Below are 26,230 nucleotides of genomic sequence, written 5' to 3'. Positions count from 1 at the left end.
CTAACGTGATTTAGCACATGGACATGAGTGAGCTATAAAAGCATGTCAGAATTATGAAAAGGTCTTTAGTGATTAGTTGCTAAAGACCTTTTGTTAATTTATAGATGATAGGAGAGATATATGCCTAGTTTGCTAGATAGTATTGCGGAATTGTCAGGTGTTGGTCCGAAAAGAGAACAAGCGTTAAATAAATTGGGCGTGTTTACAATAGCCGATTTATTAACGTATTATCCGCGGCGTTATAATGATTTGGCACAAAAATTACCTTCACAAACTCTTGATGGTGAAAAAGTAACTTTTAAAGGTGTTGTCACATCAGCCCCTGTCATTAGCCGGATGGGCTACAAAAAGACGCGTTTAAATTTTAGATTAACGGTCGAAAATGATACTATTCAAGTATCTTTTTTTAATCAACCATGGCTTGGTAAAAATATTGAAATCGGTCATGAAATCGCGATTTACGGTACATATAGTAAAACGCATCAAAGTTTATCAGCTATTAAAATGATTCCAAAAAATAGTGAAGATGAATTAGAAGCTATTTATCCATCATCTAAGGAAATTAAAGCCGGTACGATTAAAGACTTAATTTTTCAAGCATTAGGAAAGTATAAAGATTCATTAGACCAGGAAATTATTCCTGCTGATATTCGGCGACGCTATCAATTAATGAATTATCATGATACCATTTTTGGTATGCATACACCAGAAAATGAGCAAGTTGCGGCAGCGGCACGACGAACAGCTTCTTTTATGGAATTTTTTGTCTTTCAAATGCGTCTGCAGGTTATTAAGCAGATGGATCGTCATAATCAGGGACGATCAGTTAAATATGATAATGACCAATTAAAAGCGTTTATTGCGACATTACCATTTGAATTAACAGATGCCCAAAAAAAGGTTGTTAACGAAATCGTGCGTGATATGCGACGCCCAGTTCATATGAACCGACTGTTGCAAGGTGACGTTGGCTCTGGTAAAACGATCGTTGCGGTTCTGGCCATGTATGCGGCTATTACAGCGGGGATGCAAGCCACATTAATGGCGCCAACTGAAATTTTAGCGCAACAACATGCCCAAACCATTGGCAATTTTTTTGATCCAAATGAGGTACGTGTTGAATTACTAACTGGTTCAACGAAAGTAGCTGCGCGTCGTCAAATATTGGCTGACTTAGTAGATGGCGATATTGATATTATTATTGGAACCCATGCGCTAATTCAACCAGATGTCGCCTTTCATAATTTGGGATTAGCTGTGATTGATGAGCAACATCGCTTTGGGGTGCAACAAAGAGCGACTTTGCGAAACGTTGGGATGAATCCTGATATATTAGCAATGACCGCAACGCCAATTCCAAGAACCTTAGCGATTACAGCATATGGCGAGATGGATGTGTCGATTATTGATCAATTACCAGCTGGCCGAAAACAAACAAAAACATATTGGTTGCGGCATAATCAGTTTGATAAGGCGATTAATTTTATTAAGAAACAACTCGCTAGTGGTGTACAGGCATATGTTGTGACGCCATTAATTGAAGAATCTGAGACGCTGGATGTTCAAAACGCACAAGCCATGTATGAAGAATTGTCGGCATATTTTGCATCAGAATATAAAGTCGGTTTATTACACGGTCGCTTATCTAATGATGAAAAAGATGCAATTATGACAGCCTTTAAGGCTAATGAATTTCAAGTGCTGGTCGCAACAACCGTGATTGAAGTCGGGGTAGATGTGCCAAATGCAACAATTATGATGATTTTAGATGCTGATCGATTTGGTTTGTCACAATTACATCAATTACGTGGTCGTGTTGGTCGTGGTTCAAGACAAGCATATACGTTTTTGGTTAGTGATCCTAAGACCCAGTATGGTATTGACCGTATGGAAGCCATGGTGGCAACAACTGATGGCTTTGTATTGGCACAAAAGGATCTTGAATTGCGTGGCGCTGGCGATGTGTTAGGTAATCGTCAATCAGGTGTGCCAGAATTTAGAGTCGGTGATCCAGTTGCTGACTTAACCATGATGAATATTGCACAGGAAGAAGCAATTGAAATTGTTAGTCAACCAGACTGGGATAAATCTCCAGGAATGGCATCATTAGCAGAAATGTTGTCTGAAACCATGAGCCGTTTTCGTAATTTTGATTAAATTCAAATTTAAGTTTTTACCAATTTGATAAAATGTGTTACATTTTATAGTATTGCAATTAATGAAATTTTAAGTAAATCCGTAAGGGAGTTAATTATGTATAAGATTGCTGTGGATGCAATGGGTGGCGATAATGCCCCTGAAGCGATTGTAGCAGGTATTGAACAGGCACGAGATAATATGCCTGATACTGAATTTTTATTGTATGGCCAATTAGATAAAGTAAAGCCATTAGTAAAAGATACAACGCGTCTAACTTTAGTACAGTCTGATGAAATAGTGGAAATGGGTGAAGAACCTGTTAAAGCCATTCGTCAGAAGAAGCAAAGTTCATTAGTAATGGCAGCGCAAGCCGTTAAAGATAGTGAGGCTGATGCGATTTTTTCTGCTGGAAATACTGGTGCCTTATTAGCCGTTGGTATTTTTACAGTAGGTCGTATTAGAGGTATTGATCGGCCGGCATTGTTGACAGTTTTGCCAGCATTGGATGGCCCAAACGATGCCTTTGCAATGATGGATGTTGGTGCTAATGCTGAAAATCGTCCAACTCATCTATATCAGTATGGTATTTTGGGTTCATTTTATGCCAAAGAAGTTCTTGGCTTTAATGAACCACGTGTTGGTTTGTTGAACAATGGTACTGAAGAAGATAAGGGTGATCCTGTTCACAAAGAAGCACATCAATTACTAAAGCATGGTTCTGAACAAAAGTATGTTAACTTTGTGGGTAATGTTGAATCTCGTGACTTATTACAAGGACCAGCTGATGTCGTAGTGGCTGATGGCTTTTCAGGTAATGCTGCATTGAAAGCAACTGAAGGAACAGCTTTGGCAATGTTGCGCTTATTAAAGCATACAATATTAGGTGGTAGTATGAAGACCAAACTAGGTGGTTTAATGTTGAAACCAGCTATGAAGGGCATTCAATCACAACTGGATTATTCACAACATGGTGGTGCGGTTGTTATCGGTGTTAAAGCACCTGTTGTTAAGACCCATGGTTCAGCCGGACCAAGTGCTGTTGCTAATACGATGAAGCAAATTCATACGATGTTGGAAACAAACTTAGTAGCAAAGACCGAGGCCTTTGTAGCTGAGCATAAGTCTGATTTGTCAAAATCAGCTAAATAAAAGCTTGTTAATGATTTAAAAGCATAATTTTTTAGAAGAGGAAGTTAGATAATTATGGAACGACAAGAAATTTTTGATAAGGTAGTGACATTAGTAGCAGATCACTTTGAATTAGATCCAGCTAAAATTACGGGTGAAACAAATTTTACAAAAGATATTGATGCAGATTCAATTGATTTCGTTGAATTAGTATTGGAAATGGAAGATGAGTTTGGTGCTGAAATTTCAGATGAAGATGCTGAAAAGTTAATTACTGTTAACAATACAGTTGATTACATTGCTTCACGTACTAAGTAAATAAGAAATGATGAGGACTGTGGATAAAGCAGTCCTCATTTTTTGCCAAATTTGGCATAAAAAGCATAAAGAAATATTGTGTTCTGGTATAATAAAGAAGTGTATATACAAAAGAAGGTAGGATTATGTTTAAACAACTACAAGAAGATTTAGAAGCTGATCATCATATTCATTTTAATGATACTAAGTTACTAGAAGAAGCATTAACACAAGCAAATTATATTAATGAACATCCAGGATATGTGGGTAATGATTATCAACGTCTTGAATTCCTTGGTGATGCGGTTATGCAACAATCTACAGCCGTTTATTTATTTAAACGCTTTCCAAATTGGGATGAAGGTCGATTGACAGAGTTGAGAATTTCAATGGTCCAGACAAAATCATTCGCAGCTTTGTCACGTGAGTTGCATCTAGACCGCTATGTACAATTAGGTCGCGGTGAAGAATTATCAGGTGCTCGTAACCGTGATTCATTATTAGAAGATATCTGGGAAGCCTTTATTGGTGCCTTGTTCTTGGATCAAGGACAAGAGACGGTAATGCGTTTCTTAGAAGATATTATGTTTGTAAAAATTGACCAAGGCTTTTACGATCAATTCATTGATTATAAGTCAAAGCTACAAGAATATTTGCAACGTGATGGTTCTGTTAAGATTACATACCTTAAATTAGATGAACAAGCTATTTCAAATAATGAGCAAATTTTTACAGTACAAGTAGCTGTTGATAACGAACCGTTAGCAATTGGTACTGGTAAGTCTACCAAAGATGCAGAAAAGATGGCTGCACGTAAAGCTTACCAATCTTTAAAGAACGATTAGGAATATAAAATGAAATTAAAAACTTTGGAGATAACTGGCTTTAAGTCGTTTGCTGAACGAACCAAAATTGAATTTATGCCAGGAATTACCGGGGTTATTGGGCCCAATGGATCAGGTAAGTCAAATATAATTGAAGCTATTCGTTGGGTTATGGGTGAACAATCAGCGAAGGGATTACGCGGTGATAAAATGGCTGACGTTATCTTTGGTGGTACTTCACAACGTTCACCATTGAATCGTGCTGAGGTGTCGATTGTATTTGATAATACTGATCATTATTTACATTCGGAATATACAGAAATTACGATTACACGGCAGCTTTATCGCAATGGTGATTCTAATTATCAAATAAATGGTGTCAATGTCAGATTGAAGGATGTTCATGAATTGTTTATGGATTCTGGATTGGGCCGAGAAAGTTTTTCGATTATCTCTCAAGGACGAGTAGAGAGTATTTTTAGTGAAAAGCCAATCGAACGCCGTAGCATTATTGAAGATGTCGCTGGGGTTTATAAATATAAACAAAATAAAGATAAGGCTCAAAAAGAGTTAGTTGATGTTCATGATAATTTAACACGAGTTGCTGATATTTTATATGAGTTGCAAGGACGTCTAGATCCATTAGCTAAAGAAGCTGGTAAAGCAGAAGATTACATTAAAACAAAAGCTTCATATGACAAGTTAGATCAATCACGGTTAGTGCTAGAATTATTAGATTGGTATCAAGAAAAAGAACAGTTAACTAAAAAAATTGACCAAAGTCAAGCTGATTATAACGAGCAAACCAAAGTTGTCCAAGATAAAAAGCAAGCGCTGGAAGATGCTAGAAAGCAACAGACTAAATTAAATGCACAACAGCAGAGTTCGCAGGCGGCATTGTTAAAACAAACGCAACAAATTGAGAAACTAACAGGTGAGCAAAACTTACAAGTTGAACGTTATAAAAATCGTTCTGAGACAACTAAGAATTTGAATGAACGTTTGCAGACAGTCAACGATCATTTAACAGAAATTGATACGCACTATCAAGAATGTTTACAAGAGCTTGCAGAGCAAAAAGCAGAACAGCAACAATATCAACATCAGATTGCTGATGCCACAGCAACGCATCCACAGACAAAACTGGATGAGCTTAACCAGGAAATTGAGCAAGTTCGTCAAGATTTAATTGCAACTATGCAGGCATTAACAAGTGCTAAAAATCAAAAAAATTACTTAGCTCAGGAGACGGAACGTAGCGATGCAGAATCATTGCGTTTGCGCCAACGTGCTGAACAATTAAAGCGACGTTTACAGGACGCGCAGGATAAAGTTAATACTGAAATCACTGCCACAGAAAAGGTTGCGCAAGAAAGTGAGTTGGCTCAAAAGGCTTTTGAAACTACTAAAAGCAATGGTCAACAATTAGAAAAGCAACGACACGATGTTCGAGAAGCATGGTTTGCTGAAATGACACAGGAACAACGGGTAAGTACACGTTTGCAATCATTACAGCATGTTGCTGAAAACTATGACGGCTTTTATCAAGGTGTTAAGAACTTGATGAAGGCACAGGACCAGTTTACTGGTATTCAAGGAGTTATTGCTAATTTAATCACGGTTAAAGATGAGTACAAAATTGCGATTGAGACAGCATTAGGTTCAGCTTTACAACATGTTGTTGTGACTGATGAACAAGCTGCAAAATCAGCTATTAGTTATTTGGCAAAACATCGCTTAGGTCGGGTAACTTTTTTGCCGCAATCAACTGTTAAGGCACGACATTTAGGTGATTATCAATTAACAACGATCGCTCGATTGAATGGGGTAGTTGGTGTTGCAACTGAACTGGTGAGCATAGATAGTGCTTATAAAAATATTATTGCTAATCTATTAGGGACAACTGTCATTGTCACAAATATGGATGCTGCGATTGGCATAGCTAAGCAATTACAGCATCGTGTGCGGTTAGTGACTTTAGATGGTCAAGTGATGAATGCAGGTGGTTCAATGACTGGTGGTGCTAATCGCCAACATGGTAATGGTTTACTTTCACAGAAATCAGAAATTGATAAATTGGTACAACAAGAAAAAGAAGTGCATCAAAAAGTCCTAACATTTGAACAGCAACTTAAGCAAATTGATCATGATTTAGAGGTAGCAACGACTGAGTTTAATCAGCAACAGCAGCAATTGTTATCACAGAATAAACAAATGCAAGCCAAAAAAGCTGATTTACAATTTGCGCAAGCAAACTTGGAACAAGTGCAGAAAGAGCAAGCTGCGTTACAATATGATTATCGACTAGCGGATGATAATAAAAGTACCCAGGAAAGCATCGATCAAAATGAACAATCAATTACTGAGTTAACAGTGCAACAACAGCAATTGCAACAAAAATTAGATAATGTTTTGCAAGAACAAGATCAGTTACAAGCAAAAATTAGTCAGGCTGATAAAGCTATTAATGCTGATAAAACAGCCTTAGCTAAATCTGAAGCACTTCTATCATCATTAGAGCGACAAGCAAAAGATTTATTGGAAAGAAAAACAACTGAAGAAAATCAGATTACGGCTATTCAACATCAGTTAGAGGATTTAACCCAAGATAAAGATGACGTCCAAGAGCGTTTACATCAACAAATTGCAGCACAACAAACTGATAAAAAAGCTAGTGAGCAAACTTTAACGCAGATTAAAATTGATTTGCAATCAGTGCAACAACAAGTTGATACTTTAAATGATGATTTGAATTTAATTCAAGATACAGTTAATCATATCATGACGACTATGTCTGAACTTAACGGACGTTTAGGTGAACTAAAATCATTAATTAATACTAATGAGAGAACGCTAGAAGAAACCTATGACACATCGTTTGAGTTTGCGAAGTCTGAATTACTTGATATGGATGTGCAGACGATTCGAACGAAGTTGAAACTATTGCAGCAAGGTCTCGATGAAATTGGTCACGTAAATCTACATGCAATTGAAGAGTATCAAGAAGTCAAAGAACGATATGACTTTTTGACACAACAGCAAAATGATTTGATTGCTGCCAAAGATAATTTGCAAGAAACAATGTCTGAAATGGACGAAGAAGTGAAAACACGGTTTAAGCAGACATTCGATGCTATAGCAGCACAATTTACGAAAATTTTTGTGAAAATGTTTGGTGGTGGTCAAGCATCATTAGTCTTAACAAATCCTGATAATTTGTTAACAAGTGGTATTGATATTGAGGCACAGCCACCTGGCAAGAAATTCCAACAAATGAGTTTACTTTCTGGTGGTGAAAAGGCATTAACTGCAATTAGTTTATTATTTGCAATCTTAGCTGTTCGACCAGTGCCATTTGCAATTTTGGATGAAACTGAAGCTGCGTTGGACGAAGCCAATGTTGACCGCTTTGCGAACTATTTGCATGAAGTTAACCAACAGACACAGTTTATTGTCATTACGCATCGTAAAGGGACAATGACACAAGCTGATGTTTTGTACGGGGTTACTATGCAAGAGCCAGGAGTTTCGACTATGGTATCAGTTAGTTTGACTGATTTAGATGAAACGCTCATAGAAAATTAAAGGGGAAAAAATGGGATTATTTGATTTTTTTAAAAAGAAGCCAGCAGCAGACACCGTTGAAGTGGAGGTCATTTATCCGCAAAGCTGGGAAAATGGTTTGCCACCAGTGGAAATTGTGAAAGTTGAGGTTTTGCAACCAACACCAGGTGAAGCAATTGACATTGTTATGCCAACAGCCGATATTACAGAAACAGAAACAGAAACAGAAACAGAAACAGAAACAGAAACAGAAACAGAAACAGAAACAGAAACAGAAACAGAAACAGAAACAGAAACAGAAACAGAAACAGAAACAGAAACAGAAACAGAAACAGAAACGAAAGATGCTAGTGAAAAGCTGGATAGTGGGTTGACTAAGACCAAGAAAACTTGGTCAGAACGTTGGAATTCATTTATGGCTAACTTCCGTTCAGTTGATGAAGATTTCTTTGATGATTTAGAAGAAACTTTAATTGGTGCGGATGTTGGTGCTCAAACAGCTGTTCAATTAACTGATGAACTTCGTGATGAAGTTAAGTTGCAGAATGCCAAGAGTAAGCAAGAAGTATCAGAAGTCATTGTTGATAAGTTGGTTGATTTGTACCGTAGCCAAGGAATCAATGAAGATGCTTCAATGCATTTTGCGTCTGAAGGTCCAACTGTTATTTTACTTGTCGGCGTAAATGGTGTTGGTAAGACAACGACAATTGGTAAGCTATCATCTTATTATAAAAATGAAGGTAAAAAAGTTGTTTTGGCAGCAGCAGATACCTTTAGAGCTGGTGCTACCGAACAATTAGTGGCTTGGGGTGAACGTAATGATGTGCCAGTTGTAACAGGTGCAGCTAAGGCTGATCCAGCTTCAGTTGTTTTTGATGGTGTTAAAACAGCAATTGATACAGATGCAGATATTCTATTTGTGGATACAGCTGGTCGTCTTCAAAATAACGTTAACTTGATGCAAGAGTTAGCGAAAATGAAGCGTGTTATTACGCGTGAATTGCCTAATGAGCCACAAGAAGTTTTGTTAGCTTTGGATGCAACCACTGGTCAAAATGCGGTTCAGCAAGCTAAGTTGTTTAAAGATTCAACCGATGTTACCGGAATTATCTTGACTAAGCTTGATGGAACAGCCAAAGGTGGAATTATTTTACCAATTCGTAACGAATTACATTTGCCTGTTAAGTGGGTTGGATTAGGCGAAAAGGTTACTGATATCCAGCCATTTGAAGCTAATGATTTCGTTAAGAGTCTATTTGGTAGTTTATTAACGGAGTAAGTGTTATGGAATTAGAAAAGAGTATGCGTTTAAATATGCTATGCGATTTTTATGAACCATTATTAACTACTAAACAAAATAATTATTTACAATTGTACTATGCAGATGATTATTCTTTAGGCGAGATTGCTGAAGAGTTTCAGGTTTCCCGCCAAGCAGTCTATGATAATATCAAGAGGAGTACGCAGCTACTAGAAAACTACGAAGATAAGTTACATCTTTATGATGATTACCAAAATAGACTTCGTGCAGCTGATAATTTAAATGCGTATATTCAAAAAAATTATTCTGATGATGATAGTTTGATTCGTTTAGCATCACAATTAGTAACATTAGAAGAGGAGTAAAATTATGGCCTTTGAAGGTTTAACAGATCGACTACAAAAAGCTTTAAGTGGTTTACGACGTAAAGGGAAAGTTACCGATGCGGATTTACGCGAGACAATGCGTGAGATTCGTTTAGCATTGCTAGAAGCCGATGTTAATTTTAAAGTTGTTAAAGACTTTGTACGTAGTGTGCGTGAAAAAGCGGCTGGTGCAAAGGTTTTGGATGGCTTAAACCCTGCCCAACAAATTGTATCTATTGTTAATGATGAGTTGACGACCATGATGGGGGAGTCAGCTGCGCCATTGAATAAATCACCAAAGATTCCAACGGTTATTATGATGGTTGGTCTACAAGGTGCTGGTAAAACGACAACAGCTGGGAAATTAGCCTTAAAGCTAAAAGATGAACAAAATGCTCGACCATTGATGATTGCAGCCGACGTTTATCGTCCAGCCGCTATTGAACAATTAAAGTCACTGGGTGAACAAATTGATGTGCCTGTTTTTGAACAAGGGACAGACGTTAATCCACGTGATATTGTGCAAGCTGGAATGGAAAAAGCAGCCGAATTAAAGTCAGATTATGTCTTTATTGATGCGGCTGGTCGTTTGCAAATTGACGAAGAGTTAATGCAAGAATTAGCTGATATCAAAGATATTGCACATCCTGATGAAATTATGTTGGTCGTCGATGCGATGACTGGACAAAACGCTGTTGAAACAGCCGAAGGATTTAATGATCGTCTTGATATTACTGGTGTGGTCCTAACTAAGTTAGATGGTGACACACGTGGTGGAGCTGCTTTATCAATTCGTGCTGTAACTGGTAAGCCAATTAAATATGTTGGTCAAGGTGAAAAGATGACAGATTTGGATATTTTCTATCCAGATCGTATGGCTAGTCGTATTCTTGGTATGGGTGACATGATGACTTTGATCGAAAAAGCCCAAAAAGATTATGACGAAAAGCAAGCTGCCGAGACAATGGAAAAAATGAAATCAAATACTTTTGATTTCAACGATTTTATTGATCAAATGGATCAGTTACAAAATATGGGACCTATGGAAGATATCATGAAGATGATTCCAGGGATGGCTAATAATCCAGCCTTAAAGAATGCTAAAATCGATCCAAAAGATATGGCTCATCTTAAAGCTATTGTGATGTCAATGACCCCCGAAGAGCGTGAAAATCCAGATGTATTAAATCCATCTCGTAAGCGTCGTTTGGCTGCGGGAGCTGGACGACCAGTGGTTGAAGTTAATCGTATGGTTAAGCAATTTAATCAAATGAGAAAGATGATGTCTGGTGTCATGAATGGTGACATGGCTGGTATGGAGCAAATGATGAACGCTATGGGTGGCGGCAATGGTGGTGCTGGCTTCCCTGGTGGTGGCATGAAGGGTAAGATGGCTAACGTTGCGATGAAGCAAATGGCCCGTAAAATGCGGAAAAACAAGAAAAAGCGACGTTAATTACAAAGTGTAAAGGGAAAACACTTTACACCAGTTGGATAGTCTGTTATAGTATTAATTGTAGAAAACGACTGGAGGAAATATAAAAATATGGCAGTTAAAATTCGCTTGAAGCGCATGGGTTCAAAGAAGCACCCTGTATATCGTATCGTTGTTGCAGACTCACGTTCACCACGTGATGGTCGCTTTATTGAAACAGTGGGAACTTACAACCCACTAGTACAACCATCAGAAGTAAAGCTAGACGAAGAACTAGTTTTGTCATGGTTGAACAATGGTGCACAACCATCAGATACTGTTAAGAACTTGTTGTCAAATGCCGGCATTATGGAAAAGTACCATAACGCAAAGTACTCAAAGTAATTTGATAACTAAAAAAGGAATCCATTTGATGGATTCTTTTTTTGTTAGTAAAGAATAATATTTATTGCCTGTTTAGTTAATTTTATTTTACTGGTATACTACAATTAATATTATTTAAATGAAAAGGGAAGAAAACATGACTTTGTATAAAGTTGGTAAAATAGTTAATACGCATGGCATTCGAGGTGAAGTGCGAGTTGTACCCACAACTGATTTTCCCATGGAACGCTTCCAAAAGGGTGGTAAATTAATTATTGCTGTGAAGCCTGATAATGTTGAAGTTCAAATTGCAACCGTACGCGAACATAAGCAATTTGTTTTATTGAGCTTTGTGAATATGCAAAATATTAATGATGTCGAGCAGTATAAAGATAGCGAATTATTGGTTGCTGATGAATTACCACAAACGTTGCCCAATGATGAATATTATTACCATGATATTATCGGTTTAAAAATTATGGATAATGATTCCCAACAGGTTATTGGGACAGTAACTGAGATTATGCCATTGCCCGCAAATGATGTTTGGGTTGTGCAGCGCAAAGGTCAAGAAAATCTTTTGTTACCCTTTATTGAAGATGTTGTAACAGCAGTTGATCTAGATCAGGGGATTGCTAAAGTTAATTTGTTAGAGGAAATTTAAATATGCGAATTGATGTATTGAGTCTATTTCCTAATATGTTTGCACCAATGCGTGAATCTATTATCGGTAAAACGGTTGAGCGTGGGTTAGTCGATTTTAATGTCACTGATTTCAGAGATTATACGACTAACAAGCATAACAAAGTAGATGATGAAATTTATGGTGGTGGCCAGGGCATGTTATTGATGCCACAGCCACTATTTGATGCGATGGACGCAGTTGAAAGGGAAGCTGGTAATCGTGGTCGTGTTATTTTGATGGATCCAGCTGGTAAGACTTTTGATCAACCAATGGCAGAAGAACTAGCTAAAGAAGAGCATTTAACGATTATTGCTGGTCATTATGAGGGATATGATGAGCGCATTCGGACATTGGTAGATGATGAAATTTCACTTGGTGATTTTGTTTTAACTGGTGGTGAGTTAGGTGCCATGGTTGTCGTAGATGCAACCGTGCGTTTATTAGATGAAGCGCTTGGCGATGATCGTTCAGCAGTGGATGAATCTTTTTCAACGGGGTTATTAGAATACCCCCAGTATACGCGTCCAGCCGACTTTAGAGGCCTAACTGTACCAAAAGTTTTGCTATCTGGTCACCATGCAAATATTGCGACATGGAAACATAAAGAAGCAATTCGGCGAACGTATCAACGACGACCTGATTTGTTGAAAAATTATGAATTTACATCAGATGAACGAAAGTTACTAAATGAAGTGATTCAAGAAGAACGGGATAATGTAAATAAATAACTTGTGAAGTAGCTTGTATTGTGATATTATAATTTTTGGTGCTCAAGAGTACTAAATAAAACCCGGTAATCCGCTGGCCAGGTGGTGGAATGATTATCGAAGAGGAGAATTAATTATGCGTCAAAACGCTTTGTTAGAGAAGTTGGTCGCTGACCAATTGCGTACAGATATTCCAGAGTTCCGTGCCGGAGATTCAGTTCGTGTTCACGCACGTATCGTTGAAGGTTCACGTGAGCGTATCCAAATCTTCGAAGGTGTTGTTATCAAGCGTAAGGGTACGGGTATCCAAGCTACATACACTGTTCGTAAGATGTCAAGTGGTGTTGGTGTGGAACGTACATTCCCATTGCACTCACCACGTGTTGATAAAATCGAAGTAATTCGTCATGGTCGTGTACGTCGCGCTAAGTTGTACTACTTGCGTGCATTGCACGGTAAGGCTGCTCGTATTCAAGAAGCACGCCGCTAACAAGGGTAAACTGTTAGTAAAAAGCCAACCTCTTAGTCGAGAGGTTGGCTTTTTTGAATAAAAAATAGTTTAAGGGGGGATAATATGAGTACCGTTAACAATAAAGGTAGTCAAAAACATAGGTTGAGCTTAGGCTGGCAAATAGTTATTGGTTTAATAGTTGGTGTAATTTTAGGGGTGATCTTTTTCAAAAACAAGATGGCAATTACAGCAATGCAAAATATTGGAACCATGTTTATTGGCTTAATTCAAATGATTGTATTACCAATTGTTATTTCAAGTTTAACTGTCGGCATTGCCAAAATGGGTGATATGCGTAAATTAGGGCGCATTGGTTTAAAAACCCTTATTTATTTTGAAATTTTATCAACAATTGCCATAATTCTAGGAATGATTGCTGGAAATGTATTTGAACCGGGTGCTCATGTTAACATTCATAATTTACAGGCAAGTAATATTAGTAATTACTTATCAACGGCAAAATCGGCTGGTACAGGTAGCCTTTGGGACACCATTATGGATATTGTGCCGACTAATATTTTTTCTTCGTTATCGAATAATAAAATGCTCCAAGTTATTTTATTTTCGGTATTCTTTGGGTTAGGAACGGCAGCGATTGGTCCTAAAGGACAAGTTATTATTGATTTACTAGATGCGGTTGCTGAAGTGATGTTCAAAGTAACCAATTGGGTTATGAGCCTAGCACCTATTGGTGTTGGTGCGTTAATTGGCTCAACAGTCGCACAAATGGGATTAAAGTCCTTACAATCACTCGGGTACTTTATTTTTGTGGCCTACTTGGCTATGCTGTTCTTTATTGTGGTCATTTTAGGGATTGTTCTAAAAATTTATCATTTGAATGTATTTGATTTGTTTAGAGTCTTACGAGATGAAATTGTTTTAGCTTTTACAACAGCTTCATCTGAAGCGACTTTACCACGTATTGTAAGCAAAATGGAAAAGTTTGGTGTGAGTCAAGGAATTGTCTCATTCGTTGTCCCAACGGGTTATACGTTTAATTTAGATGGTTCTGCAATTTATCAAGCAATTGGTGCATTGTTCATGGCACAAGCTTATGGTATTCACTTGTCATTGGCACAACAAGTTACCCTTGTGGTTGTGTTGATGATTACGTCTAAAGGAATGGCTGGTGTGCCAGGGGCTTCTTTTGTTGTTTTGTTGGCCACTGTATCAACTATTGGGGTACCTGCTCAAGGATTAGCCTTTATTGCCGGTGTTGATCGTTTGGTTGATATGGGTCGTACCGTGGTTAATGTTGTGGGTAATTCAACAGCATCGATTGTCATTGCCAAGTCTGAAAAAGATTTCGATGATGATAAGAATCGCCAATATATTAGTAGTTTTAAGTAATAAATTACTATAGTGGACATATAAAAATTTTTATGTGTCCACTATTTTTATGCTTTGGGTTAATAATTATATAGTAAAACCTAAATATTAAATTGTAGTGTGTTATTTTCACCTAATTTGTGTAATAATAGTAAAATGATTTTTTGTTTAAGATAGGAGGCGTAGATTGTGGTAACGGCACGGGTACGTGAATATGGTATTAAGGCAGTTGTATTTGTTATTACAGCAGTTTTAGTAGCAATTTCAATGAATAACTTTTTTATTCCAAATAACATCTTTTCAGGTGGGTTTAATGGTGTGGCTCAGTTAATTAGTTTATTTTTTGATTCAGTTTTTGGTCTTCACGTTGAAGTTGGAGCAATAATAATGGCAAGTAATATTCCTTTGGCAATTGCTGGATGGATCTATGCCGGACGAGAATTTACAATCTTGTCTTTTTTAAATAATTTTGCGGCTTCATTTATGCAAATTGTTTTACCTAAAACAACATTAGTATTTCACGAACCAATCTTAGCTGGTTTGTTTGGTGGTTTGTTGTTAGGTATTTCGATTGGTTTGACCTTTAAAGTTGGTTTTTCAACTGGTGGAATGGACATTGTTGCCATGATTGTTCAAAAAACGACTGGTAAGTCAATTGGTTCTATCAATATGTTTATCAATGTCTTTATCGTTGTGGTTGCTGGTTCATTCATTGGTTGGCAAAATGCGATGTACACAATTATTGGTATTTATGCAACGTCAGTCATGGTAGATACTATTCATACTCGTCATCAAAAGTTAACAGCGTTTATTGTTACCACACATCCTGATGAAGTTATCCAAGGTTTACAAGAAGCTTTGGTACGCGGTATTACCGTATTACCATCAAGAGGAGCTTTTACACAAGAACCTAATACAACATTGATGATGGTTCTTTCACGTTATGAGTTGACTGAAATGCAGAATTTAGTCAAATCGATCGATGCCAATGCATTTGTGAATATTGTTAGTACGGTTGATGTATCAAATAATTTTTGGAATGAAGATTTACAATCACAAATTAAACGTGAACGTGTTGCCGCTAAAGCTCAAATTACAGACGCGTTGAATATCGACGAAGAAGCTGATAAAATTAATTTAAATAGTGAAGAAAAATAAGTGAGGAAATAAAGATGCCATTAGTTCATATTGATTTAGTTGCAGGACGCAGTGATGAGCAGTTGAAGGCGATGATGACAGATGTCACAGACGCAATTGAAACGCATATTGGTGTACCACGTCAAGATATTAAGGTGGTTGTTAATGAGATGCAACCTGATCGTTATATGGACGGTGGCGTTTTACGTTCTGAAAAATAATCTCGTATGATAGAGATGGAACGGATTTAGTTCCATCTTTTTTTGTATCAAATCATATTAAGAATAAGAGTGGGAGCTAGGAAACAGATGACTGATCAATATATAATGGCGCTTGATCAAGGGACAACAAGTACAAGAGCAATCTTGTTTGATGAAAATGGCCAGGTGGTGGCTAAGGCGCAAAAAGAATTGCCACAGATTTTTAACAATCCTGGTTGGGTTGAACACGATGCGATGCAAATTTGGGATGATGCTCGTCAAGTTATGGCACAAGTTGTTATTCAAGCTAATATTCCGCCTTATAAAGTTGCCAGTATTGGTTTGACTAATCAACGTGAAACAACCATCATTTGGGACCGCATAACTGGTGAGCCAATTGCACCAGCTATCGTTTGGCAATCAAAGCAAAGTGATAAAATTGCTGAAAGCTTACAAGAAAAAGGTCTTACGAATTACATCTATGAAAAAACTGGTTTATGGATAGATGCATATTTTTCAGCAACTAAAATCATGTGGTTATTAGATAATGTGCCTGGTGCTCGTGAACGAGCTGAAAAAGGTGAATTATTGTTTGGAACTGTTGATACCTGGCTTTTGTATAATTTAACAAATGGCCAAGTCCATGCAACTGATTATTCAAATGCTTCACGTACCATGTTGTTTAATATCCATACTAAAGAATGGGATACTGATTTATTGGCTGAATTTAATATTCCAGCAGCGTTATTGCCTGAAGTCCGTGATTCAGCCGGTGTATTTGGTTATACTGCTGATTATGTGTTCTTTGGATTACAGGTGCCAATATCAGGTATTGCTGGTGATCAACAAGCAGCGCTTATTGGTCATCAAGCCTTTAAAAAGGGTGATGTTAAAAACACATACGGCACAGGATCATTTATTGTCATGAATACTGGTCATGATATTTCTCGGTCGACAAATGGCTTATTAACAACGATTGCCTATAGTATTAATGGTGAAGTTACATACGCGTTGGAAGGTTCCGTGTTTATTGCCGGTGCGGCTATTCAATGGCTTAAAGATGGTCTTGAGATTATTGATAATGCTAAGGAAACAGCTGAAATTGCTTCACTAGCTCGTGAGCAACATATTGCTCCAGTGTACTTAGTGCCAGCTTTTACCGGCCTAGGTGCACCTTACTGGGATCAAAATGCGCGTGGTGCAATGTTTGGTTTAACGCGCGCGACGACTAAAGGAGATTTTGTTCGTGCAACGCTAGAGTCGATTGCTTATCAAACGCGTGATGTGTTAGAAGCAATGCAAGATGATACTGGCCTTGAAGTCGCAAGTTTAGTGATTGATGGTGGGGCAGCTGCAAATGATTATATACACCAGTTCCAGGCTGATTTAATAAACAAGCCAGTTAAAAGACCTACCCAGCTTGAAACAACGGCCTTAGGTGCGGCATATCTTGCAGGATTAGGCGTTGGTTTCTGGGCAGATCAAACTAGTTTGCCGGTGGGGAATAATTTAGAAGTGAAAGATCCAATATTGGCGCATCAACAACAGGTGCAAAAAGCTTATCGGGGATGGCAACGTGCCGTTAAAGCAACTAGACTTTTCCCATTAGACGAAGAATCAATTTAAATTATAAATAAATATCTAAGGAATTAAAATGATGTTGTTTAATCAGTGTATCTGATAAATAAGTCAGCTTTATTTTAATTTCTTTTTTTGTATAATAAAAAAGAACGTATGTTCCCCTAAAAATTTAAAGAAATATAAGGTATTATATAAATATTAAGTGAGATTTAAGTATGATTGGGGAATGTGTATTTAGGTTGACCTTTAAAAAATAAGTTGAGAGGAGTTGAACCTATGGTAAAGGCTTCAACTAAATTGCTTTTCACAGGTATTGCCGGTGCAGCTGGTGTAATTGCAACAACACAAATACCTGATGTTAAGGCAGCAGTTAAAGATGCAGTAGATGTTACATCTAACAAGCAACAAATTGGACAATTTTCAAATGTAGCAGACTTTATTCATGAAAAGTCTAGCCAAGTTACAATGAAGTCAGACATTCTTCGTGGTAAAAGTCATAAAGATTCAAAGTTAGCCACGTTTAAAGATGATACAAAGAAAACTAAAGCCCCTAAGAGTAACATTAACAATGTTGCTTCTAAAGCAATGACAGATGCCATTAGTGAATCAGATGTTGAAGATGAAAGTTCTGATAAAGTAGCTTCATACTATGATGACTCGACTACTGATGAGTCTGATATTGATCAACCAAGTACGCCAGCTGAGGATGCAGTTGTTTCTGAAGCTAATGATAATGGTACTAGTTCAGATGATATGGGGACTTATGCCATTAAAGATGGGGATACATTGGCAACTGTAGCAGCGATGAATGGTGTTTCAGTAGCTGATTTACAAGCTGCTAATCCAGATGCTGATACAACCATGCTAAGTATTGGACAATCACTTAACATTCCAAATGGTGGTAGTGTGGCTCAAAGCGCTCCTGCTGAATCTGAGGCTCCAGTAGTTGATAGTAGTGCTGCTGATACTGTACCTTATACTGATAGTAGTGTTGTATCAGATCAATCTTTAGCACCTGACGCTTCTGTTCAGTCACAAACATATAGTGATGCTTCAGTTTCAACACAAGGCGTATCAGCTAAGAGCACGACTACAGTTACACCACTTGAGTCAGCAAAGTCAACACAGTCAGATAAGCAAGCAACTACAATGACTAATGGAGATGTTGTGTTAAATTCATTGGATGATGTGGCAACGCAAGATCAGAGTGTGGCTACAACATCAACGAATGATGATGCATCAAAAATGGTTAGCCAAACGAAGACAGTTGCTAATTTAACAGCTGAACAACGTGCAGCTATTGTGTCAGCTGCTACGGATTATGCTGACCAACAGATTCCATATGCTTGGGGTGGTAAAACCACTGCTGGATTAGATTCATCTGGTTTGGTTGCTAAAGCATATCATGATGCTGGTGTAAATATGCCAATGTATACTGTGGCGCAAAAGGCCCATGTTAAGGCATCAGAAGTACACTCTAGTGCAGAAGTTAGTCAAACGGCACAACCAGGAGACTTGCTCTTCTGGGGTGGCCAAGGTGCACCATGGCAAGTGGCAATTTATACAGGTAACGGTCAATATGTGACAGCATCACAACCGGGACAACAGGTTCAAACGGCATCATTGACTGATGCTGAAATTGCACCAGACTTTGTTGGGTCGTATAATTTTAAATAATATTTTTGAAATACAACAAAAAGACGAGGAACGTTTGTTCTTCGTCTTTTTTAGTGAATAATTATTATTTAGATAATGTTGCTAAACGATCATCGATTTGTTCTAAGACAATTCGTCGACTCTCTTCATCTTCCAAATCATATTTTTGAAGATCAATCTTCATCTTAGGGGATGCATCATAGTCTTCATACCATTTTTGATATGCTGACCACATTTTGAAATAGTATTGACGTAATTCATCATTGTCTTCGAATTGTTCATAATCACGACCACGCTTCTTGATACGATACAAAATCGTATCAAAATCAGCGTAGGCATAAACCATTAAATCAGGACGTCCCTTTTTCATCGTTTGAATTTCCGTCATCATATTATCCAATAGCGTCATATAAACTTTTAACTCAGCATCAGAAATATTACCTTCACGGTGATTCTCTTGTGTAAATAGAGCATCTTCGTAGATTGAACGGTCCAAAACGTTGTTATCGTCTGATAAAGCCTTCTTTATCATCGCAAAACGCTTGTTTAAAAAGTAAATTTGTAATAGGAATCCATATTGTTTTGGGTTCGCATAATATAGAGGCAACACGGGGTTTTCACCAACGGGTTCAAAAAAAGCCTGCGTGTTAAGATGTTTTGCAATCAAATCAGTTAGTGTTGTTTTCCCAACACCGATCATACCAGCTGTGATAATCACCATGGTAGTCCTTCTTCCTTCAGGATTATATTTATTTTCTCTAAATACTCAACTTATAAAGTACATGAGTGAGCTTACCAGCTGATAACTATATTAGCCAATATAATTAATAAATTCAACGTCTTGACAAAATTAAAAAAACACCCTTACAGCTACAGCACTACTGTTAAGGGCATTTTTTTAAAAAATAAAATTTCTATTAGTGTGCAATGCTAATCTTTTTTATCAGCTAAGGCATCGCGAATTTCTTGCAAAACTTCTAATTCGGTTTCTGGGATTTCTTCTTCTTCGTCATCTTTCTTAGTCAAAGATTGGGCTTTACGAATTCCCTTAATCATCAAGAAAACAGCTAAACTAGTCAATAGGAAAGTAACCAATGTACCGATGAATGAACCGACTTTAATATTGGCTGATCCAACATGCCAAACAATATTTGAAAATGAAATTGAACCGGTAATAATACCAATCAATGGCATGATTAAATCATCAACAACTGCTTGAACAACACCTTGGAAGGCAGCCCCCATAATGAAAGCGACTGCTAAGTCCATTACGTTACCGCGCATAATAAAATCACGGAACTCATTAACAAAACCACGCATAAAAAACTATCTCCTTTATTAAACTTCTTCCAATAGTGACATATGTTATTGATGAAGTCAAAAAATATCAATCAAATACTAAAAATTCTTAAACTAGTATGCTATTACAAATATAATTATTAGTTAAGCAAATATTTCTGTTAAAATATACACAATAAGAATAAATAAAGGGGAAAGCCAATGACATACAAAATGTTAGTATCAGATTTGGATGAAACGTTTCTAAATGATGATGGCTCAATTCATGAAGAAAATGTCGCAGCAGTAAAAAGTGCAGTTGCGCAAGGATTTAAATTTGTTCCGAATACTGGCCGTTCATTTGAATCTGTACAAAATATGCTAAAGAAATTGGAATTATTTAATCATGCTGACCAATATGTTATCTCATATAATGGGTCAGCTATTGTTGAAAATAAAGATAATAAGCTTATTGCAACACAGGAGATGCCATTGCCTTTAGCAAAAGAAATATTTGTAGCAGGTTTGATTAATGATTTAGTGGATGTCCATGTCTATACAGTTGATAAATTGTTTATTTATAATGTTAGCGATACTGATAAACTTTATTTGGCGACTCGTGGTGTTGAATATGAAGCACTAACAAGTGACGATTTATCATTTTTAGATGACGAACAGCCAATCATGAAGGTTATTTTTGAACATCAGGATGCACAGGTACGTCAAGAAATCCACGATGCCGTAATTGCCAAAGTTGGTGTTGATAGCGTTGAGGCAACTTATTCGTCTGATCGATATGTTGAATTTAATCGCAAAGGTGTTGATAAAGGTACAGCCTCGTTATTATTGGGTCAAAAATTGGGTATTACCAAAGATGAAATTATGGCCATTGGTGATAACAACAATGATTTAAAGATGCTAGAGGCTGCTGGATTAGCGATTAGTGTGGCAAATGGTATTACAGCTGTTAAAAATGTTGCTGATGTGGTAACAAAGCGTACGAATAATGAAGGTGCTATTGCTGAGGTGCTCAATCAATACGTATTGGCAGGTAAGTAATTAAATGCGATTCGTAATTCAAATTGGCGCAAGTTTAATTTTAACAATTATATTTATTTGTTTTTTCTGGTTCGCTAAGGTAGCTAAGTGGTCACTTTGGTTAACAGGTGGCGGTTTAGTTTTGCTATTTATTTTAGGAACCGGATTTATGACTGTTTTGTCTTTAGCCTTGCAACCTAAGAAGAAGGAGGATAAAGATAAAGATGAAGAAGATTGAAAATATCGGCATCATGATCATGGGTGTAATCTGGTTAATTGTGGGTATTATTTTAGATTTTGTTATTCAATTAGGCAGTACCTATAGTAAAGTAGGTGTTACAAAGTGGCTATATGTCGATCGCAATAATCCGTTAGGTACCATTACGATGGTGGTTGTGGCATTTATTTTGACATATATTAGTGTTAAAATTTTGCTTTATGCAGTTCGAAAACAATCTCCTAAAACAGGTTTACATCCATTTCGAGCAGATAAATTGCTTTGGATCGGTTATGGGTACATGATGATATTGGGTGCAGGCATGATTACCGTCATCTTGCAAAAAATATTTTCTAGTCAAACAACGACAGCTAGTAATCAAGTCGCATTAGAAGAAATGGCGGGTCGTGGGGGCTCAGCGTTAGTTTTTGTAGTCGTTTTGGCAGTATTCATTGCACCATTAGTTGAAGAGTTAATTTTCCGTGGGATTGTTCTTAATTATTTTTTCAAGGATGGTCCATGGTGGTTAAATGTTGTTATTTCTGGAATTTTATTTGGATTTTTCCATGTTTTTCAGGATTTCCAATGGTTTGCCCTGTTACAATATTCTTTAATGGGAGTTGCTTTAGCAATTGTCTACAAAAAAACAAAGCAGATTCAATATTCAATGGCTTTGCATATGTTAAATAACGGCATTGCCGCACTTGGTTTAATTAGTATTGCTTTAGGTAGTTAGTTAGGTTCGTCAATGTTTTGGTATTGGTTTACGTCGCACGTCGCACAAAATAGGGAGATTTTAGTATGACAGAGTATTTACATGAAACATTTGGATCACGAGCAGTTTTACAGAATCTTAAGAATGAGAATTTACAGCGTGAATTACTCTTAATGCAGGATGATGCTGATCGGCAACGATATGAATTGTTGGAGAAGACAACGGATAAAAAATCGATCTTCGCTATGCCAGTTAGCTATGAAATCATTTCAAGTCACGGCGCTACCGAAGAATTACGTGGTTGGATGAATTTTACGACAATTACGCTTAATGATATGGAACGAGATAATTTTATTCTTCGTTACAATTCAGACACGTTTGATTTAGAGACGCCAGGTTTTATCAGTTCATACATTTTACAACGAACTGATAATGCCCATGAAATTTCTATTTTATCAACCTGGCAAGTTAAAAAGAATTGGACAGATTGGGAATCATCTTCTGATTTCCCTTATCATCGTTATGAAAGTAGCCAATATAATTTTAGAAAGAAGCAACTAAGCTTTGCCGCTTTCTCAAAACAAAGTGTTTAGGTAGTGAATTGATAATACATGGAGCTCTAAAGGTCTTGGTAGAGACTATTTAGAGCTTTTATTTTAAGCCATAATAGTACAATGCATGATGCTTACTTTTGATTGTAGTAGCACTAATTAATTGCCTTTGCTATTATAAAGATAACAAATATTGGGGGTTATTCTATGGAATATAAATATCTTGAAAGGGTGTACAATGTCATTTTGGGTCTTGGTATGCTACTTTTAGGTATCATTATGTTTGGTTTCTTTTTAAGGGATGTCTGGTTGTTAGTTGAAATGCTTTGGCAATCTAATTTTTCAGATAATTTTTATGAAGTGACACAATTAGTTTTAGAAACATTTTTGTTTTTTGAGTTTGTGGTATTAACGAAAGAGTATTTTTTGCAAAATCATATTTCATTACAAAATTTTATGTATATTGGAATTACAGCAATGTTACGTAATCTATTAGTCTATCATGATGATACAATCGGCATTTTAATCCAATCAATTGCGATTGGTATAATGATTTTGGTTCTAATTTTATATCGCTGGTCACGTCGGCACTTGGCTGATTTGGAGCATCAAGAAGAACGCGCTGAATATATTTTTGCTGAAGAGCACCCGAATACTCATAAAAAATAAATATTCAGTCATCAGTTGGTAAATGTTGTTAGATAAAGGTATATTCATATGTAGGTGTGGGGAGTAGAAAAGGTTATGCATAAACAAGTTTTACAAGGTCAAATTGCAAAAGAAAATTATAAAAATTTGTCCTCAAAAGAACGTGTGAAGGCACTGGCATTAGCCCATACTTTAGATGCAGACGAAAAAGAAGCAGTTAATGGATACGCTACTGAAACGCAAGCACGAGTTTTACAATTTTATCAACGTATTTCAAACCAAAATCAAGAACATGATACGTGGACTAAAATAAATGATGTGTTAATCTTATTGCAACTAGTTTTGCAAAAAATTGATGCGAATGAATTAATTCCTGGTAAAACGCCTTTCTTTACCAAAATTTTGAAAAAGGACCAAACTATTCAAGAAAATATCATTCAGACATATCAAGAAATTAGTATAGATATTGCCGAAATCAGTCAAAAATTACAATTTTATCAAAAGCAACTTATCGATGATAATGAGTTATTAGATAGCATCTATCATAAAAACGATCAATTCCAGCGAGAGTTCAGTATGTATCAAGCTGGTATTGCTATGAAGATGCGTGATATTGAAAAAAGAGAATTACCCAATGCATTTAAAGATGCAGATATTTCAGAGGATGACGCGAAAATAAAAGAACTGCAGCACTTTCAACAGTTACTTAATAATCGGCTGGCAAATTTAGATGACACTAATCAAATTGTGTCGCAACAAGCTGACTACATAAAGGCATTTTATGAGAGTAATCAATTGTTAATTAATGAGATCAATATCAATGTTTATACGATATTAATATCTTTTGAAAATCAATTTGTATTAACATTAACGCTGTTTAAGCAAAAAAATAGTCGTCGTGGTCATAAACGCCAAGCTATTCTTGATGAAGAAATAGATGCAATTATGCAGTTACAAAAAATGCAGCAACACTTAAGTGAAGTGGTTGCAACAGCCATTAGCACGCAACGTTCCGAAAATAACACACAGCTGCAAACAGAAAAGCAAATGTATAGTTTGATTGGGCAATTGGAACAATTGTTGATTGAAGCGGGTGTAGGGGATAAATAACAGTATTTTCAGTAATTTAACGCTAATTAATGAGATTTTTTTAATTTATTACAAAAATTTGACAAAAAAGGGTTACATGTTAGGGTTGATAAAGTTATAATGTATCATATAAAGGAATAGTTGAATCATTGTAGTGCCGAGAGGAGGCCATTATGGTAACGTTATATACATCACCTAGTTGTACCTCATGCCGAAAAGCACGTGCATGGCTGAAAGAAAATGGTATTTCATATGAAGAGCGAAACATTTTTAAAGAGCCGTTAACACGAAATGAAATCAAAAATATTTTACGTATGACTGAGGACGGTACGGAAGAGATTATCTCAACACGCTCAAAATTGTTTACAAAACTGAATGTTAAACTTGATGACATGTCATTAAGTTATTTGATTGATCTATTACATGAAGAACCAGCGCTGTTAAAGCGTCCATTGATTATAGATGAAAAGCGTATGCAAGTTGGTTATAATGAAGACGAAATTCGTCGCTTCTTACCTCATGAGATGCGCCAGGCAGAGTTAGCGCGTGTCACTGCAATGGTTGATTTGTAGTGAATCGTGTTTTATGATATATGATAATAATTTATAGTAAAGTTGATGTGTCGTTTTACATCAACTTTTTTCTGATGTAATCGACTAAAAGCGCATAGAGTTTGCTATAATGTTTTAGAAGGAAAACTCCCATATTATTAGAATTTTATTGGGAAGAAAGGGGTGCCCATTATGGAGATGGAACGAATAAATGATGATACAATTCGCGTTGTGGTAACAAATGATGATTTAGCAGAGCGGGATATCTCAATTGTTGATTTGCTGGGCAACCAAGATAAGATCGAAGAGTTCTTTTATAGTATTTTAGAAGAAATTGATATTGAAGGTGATTTTGAAAATAATGAAGCAGTAACGTTCCAAGTTTTGCCTAATCGAAATGGGTTAGAGTTATTTATTTCTAAAAATATTGATGATAAATCAGTGATGGAAGGAATGCTTAATTCAGTTCTCGGTAAACGTGATGTTACTGACTCAAATGACGATGTTTCTGATGATGTACTTGATGCATTGTTAGATGATGATAGTTCAGAAACGCACGAAGCACCAAAACCATCGGTAAATAAACCTAATAATGAAAAAGAAGTGAGCGAAGCTAATCAAGAAGTTGATATGACACAATCAGTTTCTGCACCACAGTTAGATAGAGAATTGGTTTTGCAATTTGATGATTTTGAAAATGTTATTCAATTTTCGTTGAATATGCAAAAACAAGAATTCATTGTTGATACAACGTTAATAAAGTATCAAGAAAAGTTTTACTATATTGTGCATATTGATGGCCAATATCTTGAGTATCAATATACAATGGCAGATGTAACAGCTATGAGTCAAGAATTTGCACAGATTTCTGACATATCTGCTGATGTTCTTGTTGAACATGGTCAGGTTATTTTTAAGAATGATGCAATTAAGAATGTTGTTAGCTATTTTGGTTAGTTAA

Annotated in this window: 27 protein-coding genes; 25 read left to right on the top strand and 2 right to left on the bottom strand. The window is 36.6% G+C overall.

The window, feature by feature from the left end; genetic code table 11:
- Positions 1 to 120 precede the first annotated feature (120 nt).
- The 17 genes from recG (at position 121) to ACSYSF_RS05480 (ending at position 19,203) form a co-directional block, all read left to right on the top strand.
- Positions 121 to 2,157 (top strand): ATP-dependent DNA helicase RecG, encoded by a 2,037-nt coding sequence (gene recG / locus ACSYSF_RS05560; RefSeq protein WP_489866994.1) that lies wholly within the window; start codon positions 121 to 123, stop codon positions 2,155 to 2,157.
- A 96-nt stretch (positions 2,158 to 2,253) separates the two neighbouring features.
- Positions 2,254 to 3,288 carry a phosphate acyltransferase PlsX gene (plsX, locus tag ACSYSF_RS05555; protein WP_489866993.1) on the top strand — a complete coding sequence of 345 codons (1,035 nt, stop codon included), beginning with the start codon at positions 2,254 to 2,256 and terminating at the stop codon, positions 3,286 to 3,288.
- Positions 3,289 to 3,342: 54 nt separating this feature from the next.
- Positions 3,343 to 3,585 carry an acyl carrier protein gene (acpP, locus tag ACSYSF_RS05550; protein WP_489866992.1) on the top strand — a complete coding sequence of 81 codons (243 nt, stop codon included), beginning with the start codon at positions 3,343 to 3,345 and terminating at the stop codon, positions 3,583 to 3,585.
- Between the two features lie 125 nt (positions 3,586 to 3,710).
- Positions 3,711 to 4,409: a ribonuclease III gene (gene rnc / locus ACSYSF_RS05545; RefSeq protein ID WP_489866991.1), complete on the top strand. Its 699-nt coding sequence runs from the start codon at positions 3,711 to 3,713 to the stop codon at positions 4,407 to 4,409.
- A 9-nt stretch (positions 4,410 to 4,418) separates the two neighbouring features.
- Positions 4,419 to 7,973, top strand: coding sequence for a chromosome segregation protein SMC (gene smc / locus ACSYSF_RS05540; protein WP_489866990.1), 3,555 nt, complete (start codon positions 4,419 to 4,421; stop codon positions 7,971 to 7,973).
- A gap of 10 nt (positions 7,974 to 7,983) precedes the next feature.
- On the top strand, positions 7,984 to 9,231 hold the full coding sequence (ftsY, locus tag ACSYSF_RS05535; protein WP_489866989.1) for a signal recognition particle-docking protein FtsY: 1,248 nt from the start codon (positions 7,984 to 7,986) through the stop codon (positions 9,229 to 9,231).
- 5 nt (positions 9,232 to 9,236) lie between these two features.
- Positions 9,237 to 9,578, top strand: a complete 342-nt coding sequence (locus ACSYSF_RS05530; RefSeq protein ID WP_489866988.1) for a putative DNA-binding protein — start codon at positions 9,237 to 9,239, stop codon at positions 9,576 to 9,578.
- 4 nt (positions 9,579 to 9,582) lie between these two features.
- Positions 9,583 to 11,034, top strand: a complete 1,452-nt coding sequence (gene ffh / locus ACSYSF_RS05525; protein WP_489866987.1) for a signal recognition particle protein — start codon at positions 9,583 to 9,585, stop codon at positions 11,032 to 11,034.
- A gap of 90 nt (positions 11,035 to 11,124) precedes the next feature.
- Positions 11,125 to 11,397, top strand: coding sequence for a 30S ribosomal protein S16 (gene rpsP, locus ACSYSF_RS05520; RefSeq protein ID WP_002828499.1), 273 nt, complete (start codon positions 11,125 to 11,127; stop codon positions 11,395 to 11,397).
- Between the two features lie 136 nt (positions 11,398 to 11,533).
- Positions 11,534 to 12,040 carry a ribosome maturation factor RimM gene (gene rimM / locus ACSYSF_RS05515; protein ID WP_489867503.1) on the top strand — a complete coding sequence of 169 codons (507 nt, stop codon included), beginning with the start codon at positions 11,534 to 11,536 and terminating at the stop codon, positions 12,038 to 12,040.
- A gap of 2 nt (positions 12,041 to 12,042) precedes the next feature.
- On the top strand, positions 12,043 to 12,789 hold the full coding sequence (trmD, locus tag ACSYSF_RS05510) for a tRNA (guanosine(37)-N1)-methyltransferase TrmD (RefSeq protein WP_489866986.1): 747 nt from the start codon (positions 12,043 to 12,045) through the stop codon (positions 12,787 to 12,789).
- Positions 12,790 to 12,904: 115 nt separating this feature from the next.
- Positions 12,905 to 13,258 (top strand): 50S ribosomal protein L19, encoded by a 354-nt coding sequence (gene rplS, locus ACSYSF_RS05505; RefSeq protein ID WP_092461838.1) that lies wholly within the window; start codon positions 12,905 to 12,907, stop codon positions 13,256 to 13,258.
- An 84-nt stretch (positions 13,259 to 13,342) separates the two neighbouring features.
- Positions 13,343 to 14,629: a dicarboxylate/amino acid:cation symporter gene (locus ACSYSF_RS05500; RefSeq protein WP_489866985.1), complete on the top strand. Its 1,287-nt coding sequence runs from the start codon at positions 13,343 to 13,345 to the stop codon at positions 14,627 to 14,629.
- A 168-nt stretch (positions 14,630 to 14,797) separates the two neighbouring features.
- A complete protein-coding gene (locus ACSYSF_RS05495) occupies positions 14,798 to 15,766 on the top strand; it encodes a YitT family protein (RefSeq protein WP_489866984.1) in 969 nt (322 codons plus the stop codon).
- 14 nt (positions 15,767 to 15,780) lie between these two features.
- Positions 15,781 to 15,966, top strand: a complete 186-nt coding sequence (gene thmT, locus ACSYSF_RS05490; protein WP_489866983.1) for a 2-hydroxymuconate tautomerase — start codon at positions 15,781 to 15,783, stop codon at positions 15,964 to 15,966.
- A gap of 87 nt (positions 15,967 to 16,053) precedes the next feature.
- The gene (gene glpK, locus ACSYSF_RS05485) at positions 16,054 to 17,571 is read left to right on the top strand and encodes a glycerol kinase GlpK (protein WP_489866982.1); all 1,518 of its coding nucleotides are present in this window, start codon (positions 16,054 to 16,056) and stop codon (positions 17,569 to 17,571) included.
- Between the two features lie 231 nt (positions 17,572 to 17,802).
- Complete coding sequence (locus tag ACSYSF_RS05480) at positions 17,803 to 19,203, top strand: C40 family peptidase (RefSeq protein WP_489866981.1); 1,401 nt, start codon at positions 17,803 to 17,805, stop codon at positions 19,201 to 19,203.
- 64 nt (positions 19,204 to 19,267) lie between these two features.
- Here ACSYSF_RS05480 and ACSYSF_RS05475 read toward each other — a convergent pair whose 3' ends face one another.
- On the bottom strand, positions 19,268 to 19,903 hold the full coding sequence (locus ACSYSF_RS05475) for a deoxynucleoside kinase (protein ID WP_489866980.1): 636 nt from the start codon (positions 19,901 to 19,903) through the stop codon (positions 19,268 to 19,270).
- A 209-nt stretch (positions 19,904 to 20,112) separates the two neighbouring features.
- Positions 20,113 to 20,502 carry a large conductance mechanosensitive channel protein MscL gene (gene mscL / locus ACSYSF_RS05470; protein ID WP_489866979.1) on the bottom strand — a complete coding sequence of 130 codons (390 nt, stop codon included), beginning with the start codon at positions 20,500 to 20,502 and terminating at the stop codon, positions 20,113 to 20,115.
- A 180-nt stretch (positions 20,503 to 20,682) separates the two neighbouring features.
- On the opposite strand from mscL, the gene ACSYSF_RS05465 reads away from it, so the two are divergent.
- The 8 genes from ACSYSF_RS05465 (at position 20,683) to ACSYSF_RS05430 (ending at position 26,226) form a co-directional block, all read left to right on the top strand.
- Positions 20,683 to 21,519 (top strand): Cof-type HAD-IIB family hydrolase, encoded by an 837-nt coding sequence (locus ACSYSF_RS05465; protein WP_489866978.1) that lies wholly within the window; start codon positions 20,683 to 20,685, stop codon positions 21,517 to 21,519.
- A 4-nt stretch (positions 21,520 to 21,523) separates the two neighbouring features.
- Positions 21,524 to 21,736 (top strand): hypothetical protein, encoded by a 213-nt coding sequence (locus ACSYSF_RS05460; protein WP_489866977.1) that lies wholly within the window; start codon positions 21,524 to 21,526, stop codon positions 21,734 to 21,736.
- The gene (locus tag ACSYSF_RS05455) at positions 21,723 to 22,451 is read left to right on the top strand and encodes a CPBP family intramembrane glutamic endopeptidase (RefSeq protein WP_489866976.1); all 729 of its coding nucleotides are present in this window, start codon (positions 21,723 to 21,725) and stop codon (positions 22,449 to 22,451) included. Before ACSYSF_RS05460 ends, ACSYSF_RS05455 begins: the two co-directional genes overlap by 14 nt.
- Positions 22,452 to 22,516: 65 nt before the next feature.
- Complete coding sequence (locus tag ACSYSF_RS05450; protein ID WP_489866975.1) at positions 22,517 to 23,023, top strand: hypothetical protein; 507 nt, start codon at positions 22,517 to 22,519, stop codon at positions 23,021 to 23,023.
- Positions 23,024 to 23,188: 165 nt separating this feature from the next.
- Positions 23,189 to 23,650, top strand: coding sequence for a phosphate-starvation-inducible PsiE family protein (locus ACSYSF_RS05445; protein WP_489866974.1), 462 nt, complete (start codon positions 23,189 to 23,191; stop codon positions 23,648 to 23,650).
- Between the two features lie 75 nt (positions 23,651 to 23,725).
- Positions 23,726 to 24,739, top strand: coding sequence for a toxic anion resistance protein (locus ACSYSF_RS05440; protein WP_489866973.1), 1,014 nt, complete (start codon positions 23,726 to 23,728; stop codon positions 24,737 to 24,739).
- A 152-nt stretch (positions 24,740 to 24,891) separates the two neighbouring features.
- On the top strand, positions 24,892 to 25,290 hold the full coding sequence (spx, locus tag ACSYSF_RS05435; protein ID WP_489866972.1) for a transcriptional regulator Spx: 399 nt from the start codon (positions 24,892 to 24,894) through the stop codon (positions 25,288 to 25,290).
- Positions 25,291 to 25,461: 171 nt separating this feature from the next.
- Positions 25,462 to 26,226, top strand: a complete 765-nt coding sequence (locus ACSYSF_RS05430; RefSeq protein WP_489866971.1) for an adaptor protein MecA — start codon at positions 25,462 to 25,464, stop codon at positions 26,224 to 26,226.
- Positions 26,227 to 26,230: the final 4 nt, after the last annotated feature.

The sequence above is a fragment of the Weissella sp. ESL1139 genome (assembly GCF_058506735.1).
This window is presented reverse-complemented; position numbering and strand designations above follow the sequence as displayed.